This is a genomic window from Streptomyces sp. NPDC001678 (genome assembly GCF_042892945.1).
Classification (GTDB): Bacteria; Actinomycetota; Actinomycetes; order Streptomycetales; family Streptomycetaceae; genus Streptomyces.
Map to the genome: position 1 here is coordinate 269,282 of NZ_JBIAUP010000002.1, position 17,886 is coordinate 287,167.

The 17,886-nt window shown below is 73.7% G+C and carries 15 protein-coding genes; 7 read left to right on the forward strand and 8 right to left on the reverse strand.

Annotation, left to right across the window (positions count from 1 at the left end):
- Positions 1–49: 49 nt before the first annotated feature.
- The 3 genes from ACFYZR_RS04770 to ACFYZR_RS04780 all read right to left on the reverse strand — a co-directional run bounded on the left by ACFYZR_RS04770 (position 50) and on the right by ACFYZR_RS04780 (position 3,322).
- The gene (locus tag ACFYZR_RS04770) at positions 50–1,705 is read right to left on the reverse strand and encodes a transporter (protein ID WP_391905022.1); all 1,656 of its coding nucleotides are present in this window, start codon (positions 1,703–1,705) and stop codon (positions 50–52) included.
- Positions 1,702–2,508, reverse strand: a complete 807-nt coding sequence (locus ACFYZR_RS04775; RefSeq protein ID WP_391905025.1) for an ABC transporter ATP-binding protein — start codon at positions 2,506–2,508, stop codon at positions 1,702–1,704. The genes ACFYZR_RS04770 and ACFYZR_RS04775 overlap by 4 nt, the downstream gene beginning before the upstream one ends.
- 145 nt (positions 2,509–2,653) lie before the next feature.
- Positions 2,654–3,322, reverse strand: coding sequence for a bifunctional DNA primase/polymerase (locus tag ACFYZR_RS04780; protein ID WP_391905028.1), 669 nt, complete (start codon positions 3,320–3,322; stop codon positions 2,654–2,656).
- A gap of 350 nt (positions 3,323–3,672) precedes the next feature.
- Between ACFYZR_RS04780 and ACFYZR_RS04785 the strand changes: the two genes are divergently transcribed.
- From ACFYZR_RS04785 to purU, 4 genes are all read left to right on the forward strand, one after another.
- Entirely contained in the window at positions 3,673–5,061 is a 1,389-nt protein-coding gene (locus ACFYZR_RS04785) for a transcriptional regulator (RefSeq protein ID WP_391905030.1), read from the forward strand.
- A 648-nt stretch (positions 5,062–5,709) separates the two neighbouring features.
- Positions 5,710–7,110 (forward strand): hypothetical protein, encoded by a 1,401-nt coding sequence (locus ACFYZR_RS04790; RefSeq protein ID WP_391905034.1) that lies wholly within the window; start codon positions 5,710–5,712, stop codon positions 7,108–7,110.
- 149 nt (positions 7,111–7,259) lie between these two features.
- Positions 7,260–7,703, forward strand: coding sequence for a hypothetical protein (locus ACFYZR_RS04795; protein ID WP_391906005.1), 444 nt, complete (start codon positions 7,260–7,262; stop codon positions 7,701–7,703).
- A 31-nt stretch (positions 7,704–7,734) separates the two neighbouring features.
- Positions 7,735–8,598, forward strand: coding sequence for a formyltetrahydrofolate deformylase (purU, locus tag ACFYZR_RS04800; protein ID WP_391905036.1), 864 nt, complete (start codon positions 7,735–7,737; stop codon positions 8,596–8,598).
- Positions 8,599–8,663: 65 nt separating this feature from the next.
- Here the strand turns inward: purU and ACFYZR_RS04805 are convergent, their stop codons facing one another.
- Positions 8,664–9,869: a maleylpyruvate isomerase N-terminal domain-containing protein gene (locus ACFYZR_RS04805; protein WP_391905039.1), complete on the reverse strand. Its 1,206-nt coding sequence runs from the start codon at positions 9,867–9,869 to the stop codon at positions 8,664–8,666.
- On the reverse strand, positions 9,866–10,432 hold the full coding sequence (locus ACFYZR_RS04810) for a sigma-70 family RNA polymerase sigma factor (protein WP_391905041.1): 567 nt from the start codon (positions 10,430–10,432) through the stop codon (positions 9,866–9,868). Before ACFYZR_RS04810 ends, ACFYZR_RS04805 begins: the two co-directional genes overlap by 4 nt.
- Before the next feature lie 397 nt (positions 10,433–10,829).
- Between ACFYZR_RS04810 and ACFYZR_RS04815 the strand changes: the two genes are divergently transcribed.
- Positions 10,830–11,204 (forward strand): STAS domain-containing protein, encoded by a 375-nt coding sequence (locus ACFYZR_RS04815; RefSeq protein ID WP_391905044.1) that lies wholly within the window; start codon positions 10,830–10,832, stop codon positions 11,202–11,204.
- A 153-nt stretch (positions 11,205–11,357) separates the two neighbouring features.
- Here the strand turns inward: ACFYZR_RS04815 and ACFYZR_RS04820 are convergent, their stop codons facing one another.
- The 3 genes from ACFYZR_RS04820 to ACFYZR_RS04830 form a co-directional block, all read right to left on the reverse strand.
- Entirely contained in the window at positions 11,358–12,503 is a 1,146-nt protein-coding gene (locus ACFYZR_RS04820) for a sensor histidine kinase (protein ID WP_391906008.1), read from the reverse strand.
- A gap of 2 nt (positions 12,504–12,505) precedes the next feature.
- On the reverse strand, positions 12,506–13,210 hold the full coding sequence (locus ACFYZR_RS04825) for a response regulator (RefSeq protein ID WP_391905046.1): 705 nt from the start codon (positions 13,208–13,210) through the stop codon (positions 12,506–12,508).
- A gap of 362 nt (positions 13,211–13,572) precedes the next feature.
- Positions 13,573–14,961 (reverse strand): helix-turn-helix domain-containing protein, encoded by a 1,389-nt coding sequence (locus ACFYZR_RS04830; protein WP_391905049.1) that lies wholly within the window; start codon positions 14,959–14,961, stop codon positions 13,573–13,575.
- A gap of 186 nt (positions 14,962–15,147) precedes the next feature.
- On the opposite strand from ACFYZR_RS04830, the gene ACFYZR_RS04835 reads away from it, so the two are divergent.
- Positions 15,148–16,410: an alpha/beta fold hydrolase gene (locus ACFYZR_RS04835; protein ID WP_391906011.1), complete on the forward strand. Its 1,263-nt coding sequence runs from the start codon at positions 15,148–15,150 to the stop codon at positions 16,408–16,410.
- A gap of 138 nt (positions 16,411–16,548) precedes the next feature.
- Positions 16,549–17,865, forward strand: coding sequence for a M64 family metallopeptidase (locus ACFYZR_RS04840; RefSeq protein WP_391905052.1), 1,317 nt, complete (start codon positions 16,549–16,551; stop codon positions 17,863–17,865).
- The last annotated feature ends 21 nt before the right edge of the window (positions 17,866–17,886 follow it).

Sequence of the window (17,886 nt, forward strand, 5' to 3'; positions counted from 1 at the left end):
AGGGGCTGGACGCGCGTCCAGCCCCTCCGGCGTTCGGAACCCCTCTCGGCTACCCCTTGCTCACCGCCGTGAGGATCTCCGGCAGGCGTTCCAGCATGCGCGGTGCCGCCAGGCGCAGCCCCGCCCAGGTCGTCAGGACGCCGTAGCCCGCTCCCAGCGGCAGCACGATCCACAGCCAGCCGTGCGCGTCCGCGATGTGCAGGCCGATCGTCAGCGCGCCCAGCGGGGCGCACAGGACGGCGCCGATCAGGGCGCCCAGCATGCCGAACCAGGCGAGGGCGCCCTGGCCGGGGGCGACGTTCTTGAAGCCGCTGTCCTGGGGGATCGAGTACGGGGCCAGGACGGAGGCCAGGGCGCCGGTGGCGAAGAGGGCGCCCAGGAGGGCGAAGGACATGCCCAGGACCTCGGCCCAGTCCTGCCACCGGCCGGTGAAGTACGTCGTGCCGGTGACCACGAGGGCCACGTACGGGACGGCGATCAGCGAGAAGGACAGGGCGCGGGCGCGCAGTTCGGCGTAGGCGTCGCGGCGGGAGCCGATGGTCTGGAGCACCATCCAGAACGCCGGGCCGTCCTGGCCGAACTGGTTGTACATCTGGAGGCCGAGCATGGTCGGCGCGAACATGGCGAACCAGATGCTGGACATGCCCTGCGCCGCGTTGACGATCGGCACCAGCGCGCCCACCGCGAGCCCGGAGACCCAGGAGGCCTTGGTCTTGGGGTCGCGCCAGATGTACCGCAGCGAGCGGTGCATGACGGTTCCCGTGCGTCCGGCGGGCAGCAGCCGGGCGAGGCCGGAGCCGTCGGCGCGGGCCTTCTCGGGCCCCGCGACGGAGGCCGCGCCGAGGGTGGAGGCGTCGCCCGCGGTCATGACCTTCGTCAGGCCGCGCTGCCACCACCACAGCACCGCGACGAGCGCGACGACGGTCAGGGCCAGCCCGGTGGCGGCCCGTCCGTACGCGCCGTCGCTCGTGGCCCGGACGGCGTCCAGCGCGGAGCCCGGCGGGATCCAGCGCAGGACGTCGGCCACGGACTCCAGCCGGCCCATGCCGGCGCCGTTGAGCTTCTGCATGCCGAGGTTGAGGAGCTGTCCGCCCACGGCGATGAACAGACCGCTCAGCAGGGCCAGGTCACGGCCCTTGCGGCTGGTCAGCAGCCGGACGTTGGCCGTGGCCACGGCCCGGGCCAGGGCCAGGCAGACCAGCAGGGCCAGCGGGACGGCCAGGACGCCGACGGCGAAGGCGGCGGCGCCGTGGGCACTGGCGATCACCGCTCCGATCAGCACCAGCACGGTGAACACCGGGCCGATGCCCACCAGGGCCGCGGCCAGCAGGCCCGCCAGCATCGGGGTGGGACGCAGCGGCAGCATCACCAGCCGGCTGGGGTCCATGGTCTCGTCGCCGCCGGGGAAGAACAGCGGCATCACCGCCCAGCCGAACGCCAGCAGGGCCGCCGTGCACACGGTCAGGGCGCCGACGTGGGCGTGGCCGCGCAGCGCGATGAAGCCGAGGAGCTGGAGCGCGGCGTAGAGCGAGACGATGACGAGGGAGGTGATCCAGACGGCCTTGCGGCCGGCGGACTGCCGCAGTCCGTTGCGCAGCAGCGACAGCTTCAGCCGGACGAAGACGGCCGTGGAGGCCTTGATCGTGGCGGGGGAGGAGGCGGTGGCGTCGGCGGCGGGGACGGAGGAGGCGGTGGCCGTGCTCATCGGGCGCCGCCGCCGAGCCAGTCGAGGTCGTCGCCGTCCGAGTGCCCGCGCACGCCGACGAGCTCCAGGAACGCGTCCTGGAGGGTCGGCGCGTCGCCGCGGACGTCCGCGAGGGCGCCCTGGGCGCGGATGCGGCCGCCGGCCAGGACGGCGACCCAGGAGCACAGCGACTCCACCAGTTCCATCACATGGCTGGAGAAGACGACGGTGGCGCCCGAGGCGGTGTAGCGCTCCAGGACCTTGCGGATCGTCTGGGCGGAGACCGGGTCGACGCCCTCGAACGGCTCGTCGAGGAAGAGGACTTCGGGGTTGTGCAGCAGCGCGGCGGCCAGGCCGATCTTCTTGCGCATACCGGTGGAGTAGTCGACGACGAGCTTGTTCTGCGCGCCCGCGAGGTCGAGGACGTCCAGGAGCTGGGCGGCGCGCTTGTCGACCTCGTCACCGGGCAGGCCGCGCAGCCGTCCGGTGTAGGCGAGGAGTTCACGCCCCGAGAGGCGCTCGAACATCCTCAGCCCCTCGGGCAGCACTCCGATGCGGGCCTTGACGGCGGCCGGGTCCTGCCAGACGTCGGCGCCGCCGATCTCCACCCGGCCGGAGTCCGGGCGCAGCAGCCCGGTGACCATGGAGAGGGTGGTGGTCTTCCCGGCGCCGTTGGGGCCGACCAGGCCCACGAACCGGCCCGCGGGTATCTCCAGATCGATCCCGGCGACCGCCACCTGCTCGCCGAACCGCTTCCACAGTCCTTCGACGCGGACCGCCGGTATGCCGGTCCTGCCGGTCTCCGTTGTCGCTTCCCGTCCCACGTGCTGTTCCTCAAATCCCCGAGTGCTGTTCCGGGGACGGGCACCGCCCTGCCCCCGGAACCAGCCTAGAGGCGCGTCGAGGGGCCGGGGCATGAGGTTTGTCAGGAGTTCGCGGGCTGCCGGTGGGTCAGCCGCGGCCCACCCGTCAGCGGCAGCTCGCCGGGGCGGTGCCCCGGCCGCAGGCGTAGGCCAGGGCGCTGACCAGCTCCTCCGCGTCCGGCAGCCAGCGGTTGGCGGGCGTGGGCTGCCGGGCCCACTGGACCCGGCCCCGGTTGCCGATCCGGGTGGGGGGCGCGACGACGTAGCCGCCCTCGCCATGGGCGACCAGATCCAGCGTGGCGGGGGACCAGCCGAGCCTGCGGGCGTGGTCGGCGACCTTCACGGAGCCGCCGGGCAGGACGAAGAAGAGCATCCGGCGGAAGGGCGTGCAGGTGACCGGGCCCAGCTGGATCTCCATCCGCTCCATGCGGGCCAGCGCCAGGAAGCCCGCGGACTCGGAGACCTCGAGCGCGTCGAAGGTGCGGCCCGTGGGCAGCAGGATCGAGGCGCGGGGCTGCTTGGTCCACATCCGGCGGGCCGTGGACGCGCTCCCCGTGGCCTGGGAGGCCCAGTCGGGCCGGGCCGGGTGGGCGCCGGGCGCGGGGCACTCGTACTCCCCGCACGAGCAGCGCTCCCGCCCCCCGACGGCCTCCAGCCAGGTGCCCGGAAAAACGTCCCAGTGCCGGTCCTCCGCGTATCTCACGGCGGCGTCGAGCACGCGCTCGCCGCGCTGTTGGGGAATGTGCGGGGCTCCTACTCCGATGGTCTCTTCCACGTTCAACACAACTCCCCTTGACATCAGGGGTTACGGCAGCGGCACAGGCTAGTTGCAACTGCCGGTAACAGCACACGGGGCGCACGGATGCATGTACGGGGGCGCAGGCGAAGGTTCGCCGCCGCGAAGGGGTAGCCACCTGTCCGGCGGTTGACGGCGAAGGCCACCGAGACGGTGGCTACAGGCGTGGATCACCGCGATTGGCGCGAATACCGGCAAGTCCTGCATTCTCCGGATATCCAGGGGGCAAAGATCACGGGTGAGAGCGTTCACGGCCGAACCGGCTGTTCCGCATCCGGCGGAACTCATCGCGAACGCATAGCGGTATCAGCAGTCTCAGGGGGTAAAGCATGGCCGCGAGGCCACTTGTGGCGCGGCAGCCGAACGAACGGTTGCAGGCGCTCATCCAGGAAGCCGGCTGCTCCAACGCCGGGTTGGCGCGCCGGGTCAACATGTGCGGCGCCGAGCACGGACTGGACCTGCGTTACGACAAGACGTCCGTAGCCCGCTGGCTGCGCGGCCAGCAGCCGCGCGGACGGGCCCCCGCCGTCATCGCCGAGGCCCTCGGCCGCAAGCTGGGCCGCACGGTGACGATCGACGAGATCGGCATGGCCAACGGCAAGAACCTGGCCTCCGGCGTCGGGCTCCAGTTCTCCCCGACCGTGCTCGGCGCGATCGAGCAGGTCTGCGAGCTGTGGCGCAGCGACGTCGGCCGGCGCGACTTCCTCAGCGGCACCTCGGTGGCGTCCTCCGCGCTCGTCGAGCCCAGCCGCGACTGGCTGATCACCGCCGCCGACGCGCAGGTCGCCCGGAGTGCGGGGGCGCGGGTCGGCATCGCCGACGTCGAGGCCGTCCGGGCCACCACGGAGGCCCTCGTCGAGCTCGACCACCGCTACGGCAGCGGGCACGTCCGCCCGGTGGTGGTCCACTACCTCAACAGCGTCGTCTCCGGCCTGCTCGCCGGCTCCTACCGGGAGGCGGTCGGGCGCGAGCTCTTCGCGGCCGTGGCCCGGCTGACGGAGCTCGCCGGCTACATGGCCGTCGACACGGGCCAGCCCGGGCTCGCCCAGCGCTACTACATCCAGGCGCTGCGGCTCGCCCAGGCGGCCGGCGACCGGGGCTACGGGGGATACGTGCTGGCCGCCAGCATGAGCCACCTCGCCGCGTCGCTCGGCAACCCACGGGAGATCGCGCAGCTGGCGAAGGCCGCGCAGGAGGGGGCGCGGGGGCACGTACCGCCCCGTGCCGAGGCGATGTTCTACGCCGCCGAGGCGCGCGGCCACGCGCTGCTCGGCGACGCGCGCTCCTGCCAGGTCGTCGCGAGCCGGGCCGTCTCCCGGCTCGAAGCCGCCGACAGCGGCCGGGAAACGGGGGACGAGCCGCCGTGGATCCGCCACTTCGACCAGGCGTATCTCTCGGACGAGCTGGCCCACTGCCACCGTGACCTGGGCCAGGCCGAACCGGCGCGGCGCCACGCCGAGGAGGCGCTCGCCGCGCACCCGCCGGGCCGGGTCCGCCGGCGGGCGATCGACCTGCTGCTCCTGGCCACGGCGCACGTGCAGCAGAGGGAGGTGGAGGAGGCGGTCGCCACCGGCAGCCGGGCCCTGGAACTGCTGGGCTCGCTGAGGTCCAACCGGGGCGCGGAGTACCTGGACGACTTCCAGCAGCGGCTGGAGCCGTACCGGGACGAGCCGGTGGTACGGGAGTTCGGCGCACGAATGGAGATGCAGGCGGCGTAGTCGGGGGCTTCGCCCGCGGACCCCGGTTCCGCGCGTCAGCGCGGGACCGGGGGGCTGGGGAGACTAGGGGGGCTGGGGGCTGGGGGGCTGGGGCTCCCCTCCTGCCCCGCGCAAGGGGGCGTTTCGGGGCGAACGGGCGGCACATGGGCCGACCGGCCGCGGGACCCGGTAGCGTGAGCCGCCGGTCCCGTAAGTCCCGTTACAGCCTGAGGAGTCCCGGTGACGCAGAGCGGACAGGGAAACGAGCCGCAGCGCCCTGCGGCCCCGCCCGCGCCGCCAGTTCGGCCTGCCCCCGATTGGGGCACGTCCTGGCCCACGGCCGGTGCCCCTCTCCCGCCGGAGAACCCGCCGCCGGGCGGCGGGGCCGGTGCACCCGCGATACCGGAGATACCGGGGATACGCGAGATATCCGGTATACCCGGCACGGGTCCTGGACACTCCGGACCCGAATCCGCCGCGGAGGCCACGCAGTTGCTGCCGCCGCACCCGGGCAACCCACCGGCTTTCGACGGCCACGGCGGCCACGACCGCAACGGCGGCCACGGCGGCCACGGCGGTCATGGTGGTCATGGTGGTCATGGCGCTCACGCGGCCCCTGCCGCCTTTGGCGCCCACGGAGACGCGGAGGCCACGGCCTTCCTGCCGCCCATGACCGGGCCCGGTGCCGAGGCCGCCACCCAGTACCTCCCGCCCGTCACGGGCAACGCGGGCCCCATGGCCGCCGAGGCGGCCACGCAGTACCTGCCGCCCGTCCCCGGCGCGGACTCCGCCGCCGCGACGCAGTACCTCCCGCCCGTCGTCAACGAGCGCGACGACGAGTCCGCCCCCGCGCACGCGGCGAACGCCGAGGCGGCGACCACCCTCATGCCGCCCGTCCCTCCGGCCGGGGCGATGCCGGCAGCCGCGCCCGGAGCGCAGGGGGCACCGGGAATACCGGGAGCCGCGTCCTCACCCGCCACGGGCTCCCCGTCCGTCCCGCCGCCCGCCGCGCCCACCACCTCCACGCCCACGCCCGCCACCCCCTTCTCGGTGATGGCCCGGCCCGGGGAGCGGCCGCCGCCCGCCGAGTTCGACACGCTGTTCCGCTCCGCCACGCCCACGCAGCAGTTGCCGCCCGTACCGCCGGGCGGGTCCGTGCCCGCGCCCTTTCCCGTTCCCGGACAGGTGCCCGGGCCGTTTCCCGGGCAGCCGCAGGCGTCCCACGGCGCCGGCGGCGGGTACGGCTACCCCCCGGGCCCGCAGGGCCATCCCAGCCCGCAGGGTCCCGCGAACCCGCAGGGTCACCGGGGCGGTCCGGGGATGCCCGGCGGGCCCGGCATGCCCGGTGCCCCGGCGGCGCCGGGCCGCGGCCATGACGCTCCGCGCCCGGGGGGCCGCAAGAAGTCCCCGGCCGTGGTGGTCGCGGCCGTCGTCGCGGGCTGTGCCGTCGCCGGACTCGGCGCGGGCGCGCTGCTCAGCGGCGGGGACGACGACGGCGACCGGCAGAACGCCGCCGCCGCGAGCCCCGCGACGACCGCCCCCTCCGCCTCCGCCCCGCCCAAGCCCGCGGACACCCCCAGTGCCACGCCCTCGCCGTCGGCCAAGACCGACGACCCGGCGTTGGCGCAGGCCAAGGCGCTGGACGCGCTGCTGAAGGACAGCAACAACAGCCGGGACGCGGTCATCAAGGCCGTGGACGCCACCCGGAACTGCAAGGACCTCGACAAGTCCGCCGCCGATCTCACCGCCGCCGCGAGCGACCGCAACGCCCTCGTCGGCCGGCTGGGGCAGACGCCCACGGACAAGCTGTCCAACAGCGCCGCCCTGACCGCCCAGCTGACGAAGGCGTGGCAGTCGTCCGCGTCGGCGGACAGCCACTACGCGGCCTGGGCCCGCCAGGCCAAGGACAAGAAGGGCTGTGTGAAGGACCACGCCCGGCCGACGCGCGACAGCGTCGACGGCGACCGGGCCAGCGCCGACGCGACGGCCGCGAAGAAGAAGGCGGCCGACCTGTGGAACCCGATCGCGCGGCAGTACGGCCTGACGCCGCACGACTGGACCCAGCTGTGAGTGCCGGGGCTCTGTGATCGTCGGGCTCGGTGAGCGCCGGGGTGCCGTGAAAGCCGGGGCCGGGCCCCGGCCCGGCACACGGGAACGTACGATCGATTGTTGTGCAGGGTTCAGAGAAGTCTTCCCGTCGCGGCCGCCGCTCGACCACCATGGGCGGTATGCCGCTCAATGACATGCCGTGGTGGCGCTGGCGAGCGAACGTGCGCTCGGCGCTGCACATGCTCTCGGACCCGGTCTTCCAGCAGGAGTGCTGGGTGGCGGGCCGGGAGGGGTACGGGGATCTGACCGACGCCGTCTACCGCCTGGTCGAGGACACCTGGCTGGACAACTGGTCGGCCGAGAAATACGTCGGCACGGTCTTCCGGGACTCGGGAGAGGCCGCGCTCGTCGACGTCGCCGTACTGCGTGTGCTGCGGATCATGCACCAGGTCGGGGCGGACGCACCGGTGTCCGCGTATCTGGAGCACCACGGCTGGCCGGAGGCCGTCCGCGCCGCCCGTGAGGCGCATGTGCGGATGGCGCTGGGCGACGGCCACGACCCGGACGCCCCGCCGCCCCCGCTGGCGGTGCTGGAGCTCGCGACGAGGTACTGACAGGGTCCCGGGTGTGCGACGCTATTGGGCTATGACCACCGAACAGCCCCAGCAGTACGTCCTCACCCTCTCCTGCCCGGACAAGCAGGGCATCGTCCACGCGGTGTCCAGCTATCTCTTCATGACCGGCTGCAACATCGAGGACAGCCAGCAGTTCGGTGACCGCGACACGGGCCTGTTCTTCATGCGCGTCCACTTCGGCGCCGAGGCGCCGGTGACGCTGGAGAAGCTGCGGGCCAGCTTCGCGGCGGTCGGGGACTCCTTCCAGATGGACTGGCAGATCCACCGGGCCGACGAGAAGATGCGCATCGTCCTGATGGTGTCCAAGTTCGGGCACTGCCTCAACGACCTGCTCTTCCGCTCCCGGATCGGCGCGCTCCCGGTGGAGATCGCCGCGGTGGTCTCCAACCACACGGACTTCGCCGAGCTCGTCGGCTCCTACGGCATCCCCTTCCACCACATTCCGGTGACGAGGGAGAACAAGGCGGAGGCCGAGGCGCGGCTGCTGGAGCTCGTCCAGGCGGAGAACGTCGAGCTGGTCGTCCTCGCCCGCTATATGCAGGTCCTCTCCGACGACCTCTGCAAGGCGCTGTCCGGCCGGATCATCAACATCCACCACTCCTTCCTGCCGAGCTTCAAGGGCGCGAAGCCGTACCACCAGGCGCACGCGCGCGGTGTGAAGCTGATCGGTGCCACCGCGCACTATGTGACGGCCGACCTCGACGAGGGCCCGATCATCGAGCAGGAGGTCGAGCGGGTGGGCCACCAGGTCACCCCGGAGCAGCTCGTCGCCGTCGGCCGCGACGTCGAGTGCCAGGCGCTGGCCCGTGCCGTGAAGTGGCACAGCGAGCACCGCGTCCTGCTGAACGGCACCCGCACGGTCGTCTTCGCGTGACTCCGTCCCTGAACCCTCCCCCGGCTTCGAGCCGGGGGAGGGTTCAGGAGCGGGTCAGTGGCGTGTCACAGCCGTGACAGCGATGCCGTCGCGTACAGGACGTCGCGCACGGCTTCCGCGTCGCCGAGCGAGCCCACCGCCGCTTCCTCCGGCGGGACATGGCCCGCGGCCAGCCGGCAGAACTCGACCCCGTCCAGCGCCACATGTGCCACCTCCCCCTCGGGTGTCCCGGTCGCCCCGGGGGAGTCCAGGGCGATGTACCAGTGTCCGCCACCCCGCCCCTCGATCTCCAGATGGAGCGCACGACCCGGTGCCCCCGCGGCCACCAGGGTGCGCGCCGGCGGTGCGAGGCCGGCGCGGCGCCGGGCGGCTATCGCGCCGGGCAGCAGCCGGGCCGCCAGGTCGATCATGCCGTTGAGGTGGGTCGGCGACGGCGGCGCGTAGGGGTAGTCGACCGCCTCTGCGATGTCCCCGGCGTGCGTCCAGCACTCGAAGGCCCGGTCCAGGAAGGCGTCGCGCAGCGGCAGCGCGAACGGCCCGTACTCCACGGGCAGCTCCGCGGCGGCGCCGCCCGCGAAGGACACCGTCCGTATCAGCGCCTGCTCCTGGTCGCGCCACGCGGCCCGGACCGACGCGGGCGTCCGATCGGCCGCGTCCGCCGCCCACCGGGCCTCCGTCCGCTCCTCGGGCGACGCCCCGCGCAGCGGGTCCGCCAGGCCGAGCGCGCCCGCTACGACCGTGTCCACCGCGGTGAGATGGCCGATGACATCCGCCACCGTCACCTCGCGGGTGGCCGCGGAGCGTCCGTCGAACCACTCGAGCCGTACCGGGGCCCGCCATTCCGCCTCGCCGATGTCGCGCAGCAGCGCGTCGAGCCGGGACGCCTCCGCGTCGTAGGGAGCGGCCCAGTCGGGGACCGGTATCCGCGCGGGTCTGCGGCTGAGCGCCCCGGCCAGTACCCGGGCGCGCAGCCCCGGGTCGAGGTCGAGGCTGTCCTCGGGGTGGAGCAGCGCGACGGCGTCGCGCAGCCGGACGGCCTCGTCGGCGCAGGGCGCGCAGTCGGTCAGATGGGCCTCGACGGCGGCGGTCTCCTCGGGTGAGCAGGCGGCCAGCGCCCAGGCGCCGAGCAGTGACTTGAGCAGCGGGTGGGAGCGGACGAGCGGGGTCGCGGCCCAGCCCGCGCCGTCCTCCACGGCGGCGCGCGGCACGGGGACGCGTGGCCCGGGCACGCCGTGCCCGCCGTTCTCGCCCGGTCGGGGTGCCGTGCTCATCGCAGCGCCGCCCCACCGCCGGGCGGCGAGACCGCGCGCGGGCCTTCGTGGGCCGTGGACAGCAGTTGTAAGCCCAGCCGGAGTCTGCGCCGTGCCTCGTCCTCGGTGACGCCGAGCCGTACGGCGGTCTGGCGGTAGTCGAGGCGCCGGAAGTAGGCGAGATCCAGCGCGGCCCGCAGGGGCGCGGGCATGGACGTGACGATGTAGTCCGCGCGGGCGGCGGCGCTCGCGGCGCGCACCTTCTCCTCGATCTCGGCCGTCGGCCGCTCGTCGTCGGCCTCCGTGCGCCGCAGTCTGCTGACGGCGTGCCGGTGGGTCAGGCCGGCGATCCAGGAGCGCAGGGAGCCCTCCCGGGGGTCGAACTCCTCGGGGTGCTCCCAGATGTGGCCGAAGACCTCGCGCGTGACGCGGTCGGCCCCGGTCTCGTCGCCCAGGACGCGGTGGGCGAGGCTGTGGACGAGTGAGGCGAAACGGTCGTAGAGCTCGCCGAGGGCCGCCGCCTCGCCGTGCGCGAGGCGCTGCTGCATCCTGCGGTCCCAGCGCGGTGGCGCGTCGTTCGTCATTGGCCCGGCCCCCTTACGTACGCACTGCTGTACGCCCTCACGCCGAATGTAACGGGCGGCTCCGACACCGCACGAGCGCTTGGGGTGAATCCCGGAAAGTCGCCGCCCGATCCATGTCGCATGTGGTATTGGGGTCGTCACTGTAAGTGCATGATCCACGGATATGGCGATCGGGGTCGATCGTACGTGCACGAATGTGCCGATGTGTTATGCGGGTGTGACCGGATCTATGGGGATGAAGGGTTCGAGCTGGGCATAGGCTCAACAGTGGTCGGCTTGTACCGCGTACGAGACCGCGGTGTTTCACTCGGTGCCGCACGGGGGAAGCGCCAGGCAGCCATACCGCGGAAGGGTCCATTCCATAGGAACGACAGACCGAGTGAAGGGGCTCGAGCGCGTGACGTTGAAGGTGGTGGAGCACGGCCGGGGGGACTGGGCCGTGCTCCGGGTCTGCGGCGAGATGGATCTGGTGACCTCCCCAACGGTGCGGCAGCACGTGCACGAGGCTGTCGCGGACGGGCGGCGGAGTCTGGTGCTCGACCTCGCGGAAGTCCGGTTCTGCGACTCCAGCGGCGTGGGCGTGCTGATCGCCGCCCGCCGGCTGATGCGCTCCTGCCAGGGGCGGCTGCGGCTGATCCTGCCCGCCCAGGGCGCGGTGGACGGCTCCCACGTCAACAGGGTGCTCGCCGCGCTGGGGGTGCGCAGGCTCTTCGAGGTCTACCCGGACCTGGACAGCGCGACCGAGGAGAGCACGGACCCGCTGTCGGCCTGACGCGTCACCCTGACCCGTCATCAGGCCGCCGCACCGTCCACCGGACGGGGGAATGGTTGCATCGTCAACAACCCGCCGGACCGTGGCACCGGCACGGGTGATTCAGCGATCCGTCGACCTCGGCGCCCCGCCGGCGTCGGCGTCCCGTCGACGTCAGCGATCCGTCAGCGGGAAGCAGGCCCGTACGGCGAATCCGCCCTCGTCCGTCGCACCCGTCTCCAGCGTCCCGCCGAGGCTCTGCGCCCGTTCGCGCAGCCCCACCAGGCCGTGACCCCCGCCGGGCAGCTCCGGAGCGACCGCCGCCGCGTCCGCCGGGCCGTTGCGGACCTCGACCACCAGCTCCCCCGGCCCCTCCGCGACCCGCACCCGCGTCTTCGACCCCGGCGCGTGCTTGCGCACATTGGTGAGCGCCTCCTGGACCGTGCGGAACGCCGCCCGCTCCACGGCCTCCGGGCGCTCGGCGCCCGGGTCGGAGCCGTCCTCGAAGGCGACGTCGAGCGCGCTCAGCTCGATCAGCCGGGGCAGGTCGGACAGCCGGGGCTGCGGTGTGAGCTCCTCGGTGTCGGCCCCGGCGGCGCGCAGGATGCCCACCATGTGCCGCAGTTCGTCCAGGGTCCGCACCGACAGCTCCCGGATCGTCCGGGCGCCCTCGCGGGCCGTGGCGTCCCCGGTGCTGATCTGCACCGCCCCCGCCTGCAGGCTGATCAGGCTGACCTGGTGGGCGACCACGTCGTGCATCTCACGGGCGAGCCGCGCGCGCTCCGTGGCCAGCACCCGGTCCGCCAGCAGCCGGTCCTCCCGGGCGCGGCTGCGCGTCAGCTCGTCGAGCCGGGCGACCAGCTCCCGGCGGGCGCGGGTGAGCAGCCCGAAGGCGATGGGCGTGGTCGCCACCACGAGCGAGTCGAGCAGATTGACCCCCGTCTCGCGGCGGTCGCCCAGCGCCAGGTCGGACACCGGGTACGGCAGGAACTGCGCGGCGGCCATCAGCAGCCCGGCGGCGCCCAGCAGCCACTTGTCGGCGCGCGGCCTGGCCGTGCGCCGCACCGCCAACGTGTAGAGCGCGAACATGGGCGCGATCCAGATGTACGCGTAGTACATCCCCGGCAGCGTCGCCAGGAAGACCAGCGCGGGGAACCGGCGCCGCCACAGCAGCGCCACCGACGCCAGCAGGGAGACCCACAGTGAGAGCCGGGGAGTGACGCCGTTGACCAGCAGCGCGTCCCCGGCCGCGAACAACGCGGGCCCCGCCACCGCCGCCCAGTCGGGCAACCGGGAGGGCAAGGAGGCGCGCCACGGCATCGTCACGGCCGCCCGTCCCCGCTTCCCCCGCCCGTCCCGGGGGACCCTCCGCGCGCGCCCGGGCCCGTGCTCACCAGCCCCGCCCGGTCGGCGACGATCGCGGCCTGGACGCGGTTGAGCCCGCCCAGCTTGCCGAGGACCGCGCGCACGTGGTCCTTGACCGTGCTGGGCGCCAGCCCCATCCGCTCGGCGATCTGCGGATTGGCCAGCCCCGCGCCGAGCAGCCCCAGCACCTCGCGCTCGCGCGGGGTCAGCCCCCGTACGGCCTCGGCGGCGGTGCTCTCGGCCTCGGCGGCGAGATAGCCGCCGATGACCGCGCGGGTCACCCCCGGATCCAGGACGCTCCCGCCGTCGGCGAGCGTGCGCACGGCCCGCACCAGCTGCTCGGGATCGGTGTCCTTGAGCAGGAACCCGGCGGCGCCCGCGCGCAGCGCGGCGGCGAGGTACTCCTCGGTGTCGAAGGTGGTGAGCATGGCGACGCGCGGCGGGTCGGGGGCGGCCCGCAGCGTGCGCAGCACCGTCAGGCCGTCGACGTCCGGCATCCGGATGTCGAGGAGCACGATGTCGGGGGCGTGCGCGGCGACGGTGGCCACGGCCTCGCCGCCACCGCAGTCCGCGACCACCTCGATGTCCGGGGCCGTGCCCAGGATCATCCGCAGCCCGGACCGGACGAGCTGCTCGTCGTCCACCACCGCCACACGGATCACCGTCCGCTACCTCTTCCCTCGTCCACCGGGGCCGTCGGCGGCCCCGCCCCTCCAGCCTGCCGTACCGGCGGCGGCCGCCGGAGCCCAGGGCTCCGCCCGCGGGCCGGACGACCCCCGCCGACCGGCGGGGGGTGGACCGGGACCCGGGACGGATGGACCTTCCGGGGCCCGGGCGGCAGAGTGCAGTCCATGCTGCACCATGCGGTGGCGGGGCGCCGGTCCGGCCACCGCCGCGTGCGGCCCACGGTCGCAGGTCGCCGCACCCCCCCTGCGGCGGCCTGTCCGTGTTTCCCTGGGGCGTCTGGGGGCGAAGCCCCCGGACGTACCGGCCCCCTACCGCCCCGTACCGCCCCCGACCGTCCTCAGATCCGGCCGGCAGGCCACTGCGGCGGTGCCTTCGGTGCCGGCCCCAGCGTGGTCGTCCCCGGCGCCGCCCGGTGCCCCAGTCCCGTCCGGTACGCGTCGAGCGCCGCCTCCGTCCGCCCCGTGCGCCGCAGCAGATCGCCCAGCAGCCGGCACAGGTCCGCGAGGTCGCCCGCCGCGCCCGTGCGTTCCAGCAGGGACAGTGCCGCGCAGTAGTGCTCCTCGGCGGCCTCCGTGTCGCCCCGGTCCTCCGCGATGAGCCCCAGCAGCCGGTGCGCCCCGCCCGCGTGGACGGCGCCCCGCTCGGCGCCGAGCGCCGTGGGCGCGAGCAGCGGGCGCAGCAGCTCCGCCGCCTCCGCCGCCTTCCCCCGGCGCCGCAGCACGTCCGCGAGCTCCACCTCCACCTGCACGGTGAACAGCACGGCACGTTTGGAGGCCAGCATGTCGCGGGCGGTGCGCAGCTCGCTCTCGGCCTTGCGCAGATTGCCGTCCTGCGCGTGCACGTAGCCGCGCATCCAGTGGCAGTGGGCGAGCTCGGTCCGTATGTGCAGCTGCTGGTAGAGCTCCTGGGCCTTGGCGAGGGAGGCGTCCGCGTCGGCGATGCGCCCCTCGGCGATGAGGCTGCGGGCCACGCCCCGGTGCATGGCGGCGACGAGCGCCGGGTCGTCCACCTGGGGCGCGAGCGCCAGCGCGAGCTCGGCGGCGTGCGCGGCGCGGGCGTGCGCTCCCATGTCCATATAGGGCGCGATGGAGGCGGTGTAGAGGAGGAGCAGGGCGTCGGGGTCGTGCATCCCGGAGGCGTTGAGCTCGTCGAGCGCGGTCTCCAGGAGGTAGCAGGCGTAGCGCAGTTCGCCCGCGAGGAGGTGGGCGACGGCCCGGCCGCGCAGGGCGGGCACGCGGCGCGGCAGCGGCTGGTCGGCGAGGAGCGTCTCGGCCTCGGCGAAGAGGTCGCGGGCGGCGGTGAGGTCGCCGCTCTCCAGCGCGCAGTCGCCGATCCCGAGGACGGCCGTGGACTCCTCGTTCACCAGTGAGAGCGCGGCCGCCTCGGCGCGCAGGGCGCGGAAGAGCACGGCGGCGTCCTCCGCGTCCCCGGTGGCCAGGGTGCGCCGGGCGTCCGTCAGCCGCATCCGCAGCTCGGTGGCCAGGTGGGGCGGCCGGCCGGTGGCCAGTTCCTCGACGGTGGTGCCGAGCCGCCCGGCGAGATGGCGCAGGGCGGTCTCGGAGGGCCGGACCCGGCCGGCCTCCAGGGTGGAGATGTACGCCGCCGTGTAGGCGGGCTCTGCCAGTTGCTTCTGGGTGAGCCCTTTCTCGGTCCGCAGCCGCAGGACGCGGCGGCCGATGTCGGAGGGCTCGTCCGCCCGTATGCCGTGGGTGCTGTTCTCGGCCACTTCCGCCCCTCGGTACATTGCGCCGTGATCCAAGCCGTACGTTAAATCTGCTTACGTGAGGATGTAATCGTGCCGCCTGTGCCGTCCGTGCCGCCCATACCGAAGACCACCGGAAACGGTGACACCGCGAACACCGGGCCCATCGGGGGTTCCTCGGCGGGCACGGTCCGCCAGCCCGGTCTCGTCATGACCGACCACTTCTTCGACGTGCCGCTCGACCACGCCCGTCCGGGCGGGGAGCGGATCCGCCTCTACGCCCGTGAGGTCGTCGCCGCGGGCCGGGTCCGGGAGGACCTGCCCTGGCTGGTCTTCCTCCAGGGCGGGCCGGGCTTCCCCGCCGGCCGGCCCGTGGGCCGGGAGAACTGGCTGGACCGCGCGCTGCAGGAGTACCGCGTCCTCCTGCTCGACCAGCGCGGCACCGGCCGCTCCACCCCCGCCAACCGGCAGACCCTGCCCCTGCGCGGCACTCCCGAGCGGCAGGCCGCGTACCTCGCCCACTTCCGGGCCGACTCCATCGTCCGCGACTGCGAGTACATCCGGCCGCTGCTGACCGGCGACCGGCCCTGGAGCGTCCTCGGGCAGAGCTTCGGCGGCTTCTGCGCGGTCACCTACCTGTCGTACGCGCCGGAGGGACTGTCCGAGGTGATGATCACCGGTGGGCTGCCCTCGCTGGACGGCGACGCGGACGCCGTCTATCGTGCCGCCTACCCGCGCATGGAGCGCAAGACGCTGGCCCACTACGCCCGTTACCCGGGCGACGAGGCGGTGGCACGGCGGATAGCCGAGCACCTGGCGGAGACGGAGGAGATCCTCCCGGACGGCTCCGTGCTGACCGTGGCGGCCTTCCAGCAGCTCGGCATCCTGCTGGGCACCGGCGACGGCTCCCACCGGCTGCACTACCTCCTGGAGGACGCCTTCGTACCGACGGCCGCCGGACCGCGGCTGTCGGACGCCTTCGGCGAGCAGGTCGCGGCGGTGCTCTCGCGCACCGCCAGCCCGCTCTACACCCTCCTCCATGAGGTCATTTATGCCCAGGACGGGCGCGCGACGCACTGGTCCGCCGAGCGCGTCCGCGCGGAATTCCCGCAGTTCGAACGCCACTTCGAGCCCGAGGGGCGTTTCCTGTTCACCGGCGAGACCGTCCACCCCTGGATGCTGGAGACCCAGCCCGCCCTCCGCCCCCTGCGGCGCACCGCCGAACTCCTCGCGGAGCGCGAGGGCTGGACGCCGCTCTACGACGCCGACAGGCTCGCCCGCAACACGGTGCCGGTGGCGGCGGCCGTCTACCACGACGACCTCTATGTGGACACCGAGCACTCCCTGCGCACGGCCCGTTCGATCGCGGGGCTGCGGACGTGGGTCACGGACGAGTACGAGCACGACGGCGTGCGCGCGAGCGGCCGCAGGGTGCTGGACCGGCTGCTGAGGCTCGTCAGGGACGAGTGCTGACCACCGCTCGGTAGCGACGTCGGTCGTTTCCCGTCACATCCATTGTCATGGACCTCCTGAGCCTCTACGTTGAGCGGCGCCTTAACGCGACTTAACTCGCCACTTACGTGGCGGGTTTCGGTTCGGGAGGAACCCCCCATGCACACGTACAGACGAATATCCATAGTGGCGGGCGCTGCCTTAACGGCCGCGCTCGCCGCCACGGCCCCGCACGCATCCGCCGTTGGCGCCACGCCGGCACCCAAACCCACCCAGCGGGTGGAGTACTTCACCGAGCCCGGCGGTCACCCCCACCACAGGACCGTTCCGGCGTCCCCCGCCCCGCGCCGTTCGCTCGCCCCGGCCGCCCCGGCCGTCAAGGGCGACGGCGCCGTGACCTCGGTCGTCAACAACGGCCCCATCGGCAGCAAGCTCGACGTCGTCTTCATCGGCGACGGCTACACCGCCTCCCAGCAGGACGCCTTCCACGCGGCCGTCCGCGCCAAGTGGGCGAAGATGACGGCGGTCGAGCCCTACGCCTCGTACCGGAACCTCTTCAACGTCTGGGCCGTGGACGCCGTTTCGCGCGACTCGGGCGTCTCGGGCGACCCGGCGCAGGGTGTGAAGCGGGACACCGCCCTCGGCTCGGGCTTCTTCTGCGACGGAGTCGAGCGGCTGCTGTGCGTCGACACCGGCAAGGTCGAGTCGTACGCCGCCAAGGCGCCCGCCGCCGATCTCGTGGTGGTGCTCGCCAACTCCACCAAGTACGGCGGGGCGGGCTACAACGACGTCGTCTCCAAGGTCGGCTACGACGGCATCGCCACCGCCTCCTCCGACAACGACCGCTCCGACCAGATCGCCGTCCACGAGACCGGTCACTCGCTGGGCAAGCTCGCCGACGAGTACCAGTACGACGAGTACGGCACCTACACCGGCGCCGAGCCCCGCGACGTCAACATCAGCACGCTCGACGCGGGCCGGATGGCCGCGCAGCGGACCAAGTGGTACCGCTGGCTGGGCCAGTCGTCGCCGGACGGTGGCACGGTCGGGTCCTTCGAGGGCGGCGGTTACTACCCCAAGGGCCTCTTCCGCCCCACCGAGAACTCGATCATGCGGTCGCTGGGGCGGGAGTTCAACCTCCCCGGCCGCGAGGCCATGATCGCGGGCTTCTACCGCCACGCGAGCGTGCTGACCGCCGCCGACGGAACGGCGGCCGCCGGTTCATCGGTCGGGCGCGGCACGCGCGTGGGCGTCCGGCTGCCCGCCGCGACGAGCACCGTGCACTGGTACGTCGACGGCCACGAGGCCGCCTGGTTCCGGGGGAAGACGACGGTCGTGCCGGCCGCCGTGGGCGTCCCCCGCGACGGCCGCGCGCACACGCTGACGGCCCGGGCGGTCGACCGCACGGACGCGGTGCGCGACCCGGAGCTGGCCAAGCGGCTGCGCGGCGAGCTGTCGTGGAAGGTCGCGGGCTGAGACGACCCGCCGATGTGACTC

Excerpts from the sequence above, each read along its gene's own strand:
- ACFYZR_RS04770 (WP_391905022.1), bottom strand. The coding sequence starts at position 1,705 with ATGAGCACGGCCACCGCCTCCTCCGTCCCCGCCGCCGACGCCACCGCC.
- ACFYZR_RS04785 (WP_391905030.1), top strand. The coding sequence starts at position 3,673 with ATGGCCGCGAGGCCACTTGTGGCGCGGCAGCCGAACGAACGGTTGCAG.
- ACFYZR_RS04790 (WP_391905034.1), top strand. The coding sequence starts at position 5,710 with ATGACCGGGCCCGGTGCCGAGGCCGCCACCCAGTACCTCCCGCCCGTC.
- ACFYZR_RS04795 (WP_391906005.1), top strand. The coding sequence starts at position 7,260 with ATGGGCGGTATGCCGCTCAATGACATGCCGTGGTGGCGCTGGCGAGCG.
- purU (WP_391905036.1), top strand. The coding sequence starts at position 7,735 with ATGACCACCGAACAGCCCCAGCAGTACGTCCTCACCCTCTCCTGCCCG.
- ACFYZR_RS04805 (WP_391905039.1), bottom strand. The coding sequence starts at position 9,869 with ATGAGCACGGCACCCCGACCGGGCGAGAACGGCGGGCACGGCGTGCCC.
- ACFYZR_RS04810 (WP_391905041.1), bottom strand. The coding sequence starts at position 10,432 with ATGACGAACGACGCGCCACCGCGCTGGGACCGCAGGATGCAGCAGCGC.
- ACFYZR_RS04820 (WP_391906008.1), bottom strand. The coding sequence starts at position 12,503 with ATGCCGTGGCGCGCCTCCTTGCCCTCCCGGTTGCCCGACTGGGCGGCG.
- ACFYZR_RS04835 (WP_391906011.1), top strand. The coding sequence starts at position 15,148 with ATGACCGACCACTTCTTCGACGTGCCGCTCGACCACGCCCGTCCGGGC.
- ACFYZR_RS04840 (WP_391905052.1), top strand. The coding sequence starts at position 16,549 with ATGCACACGTACAGACGAATATCCATAGTGGCGGGCGCTGCCTTAACG.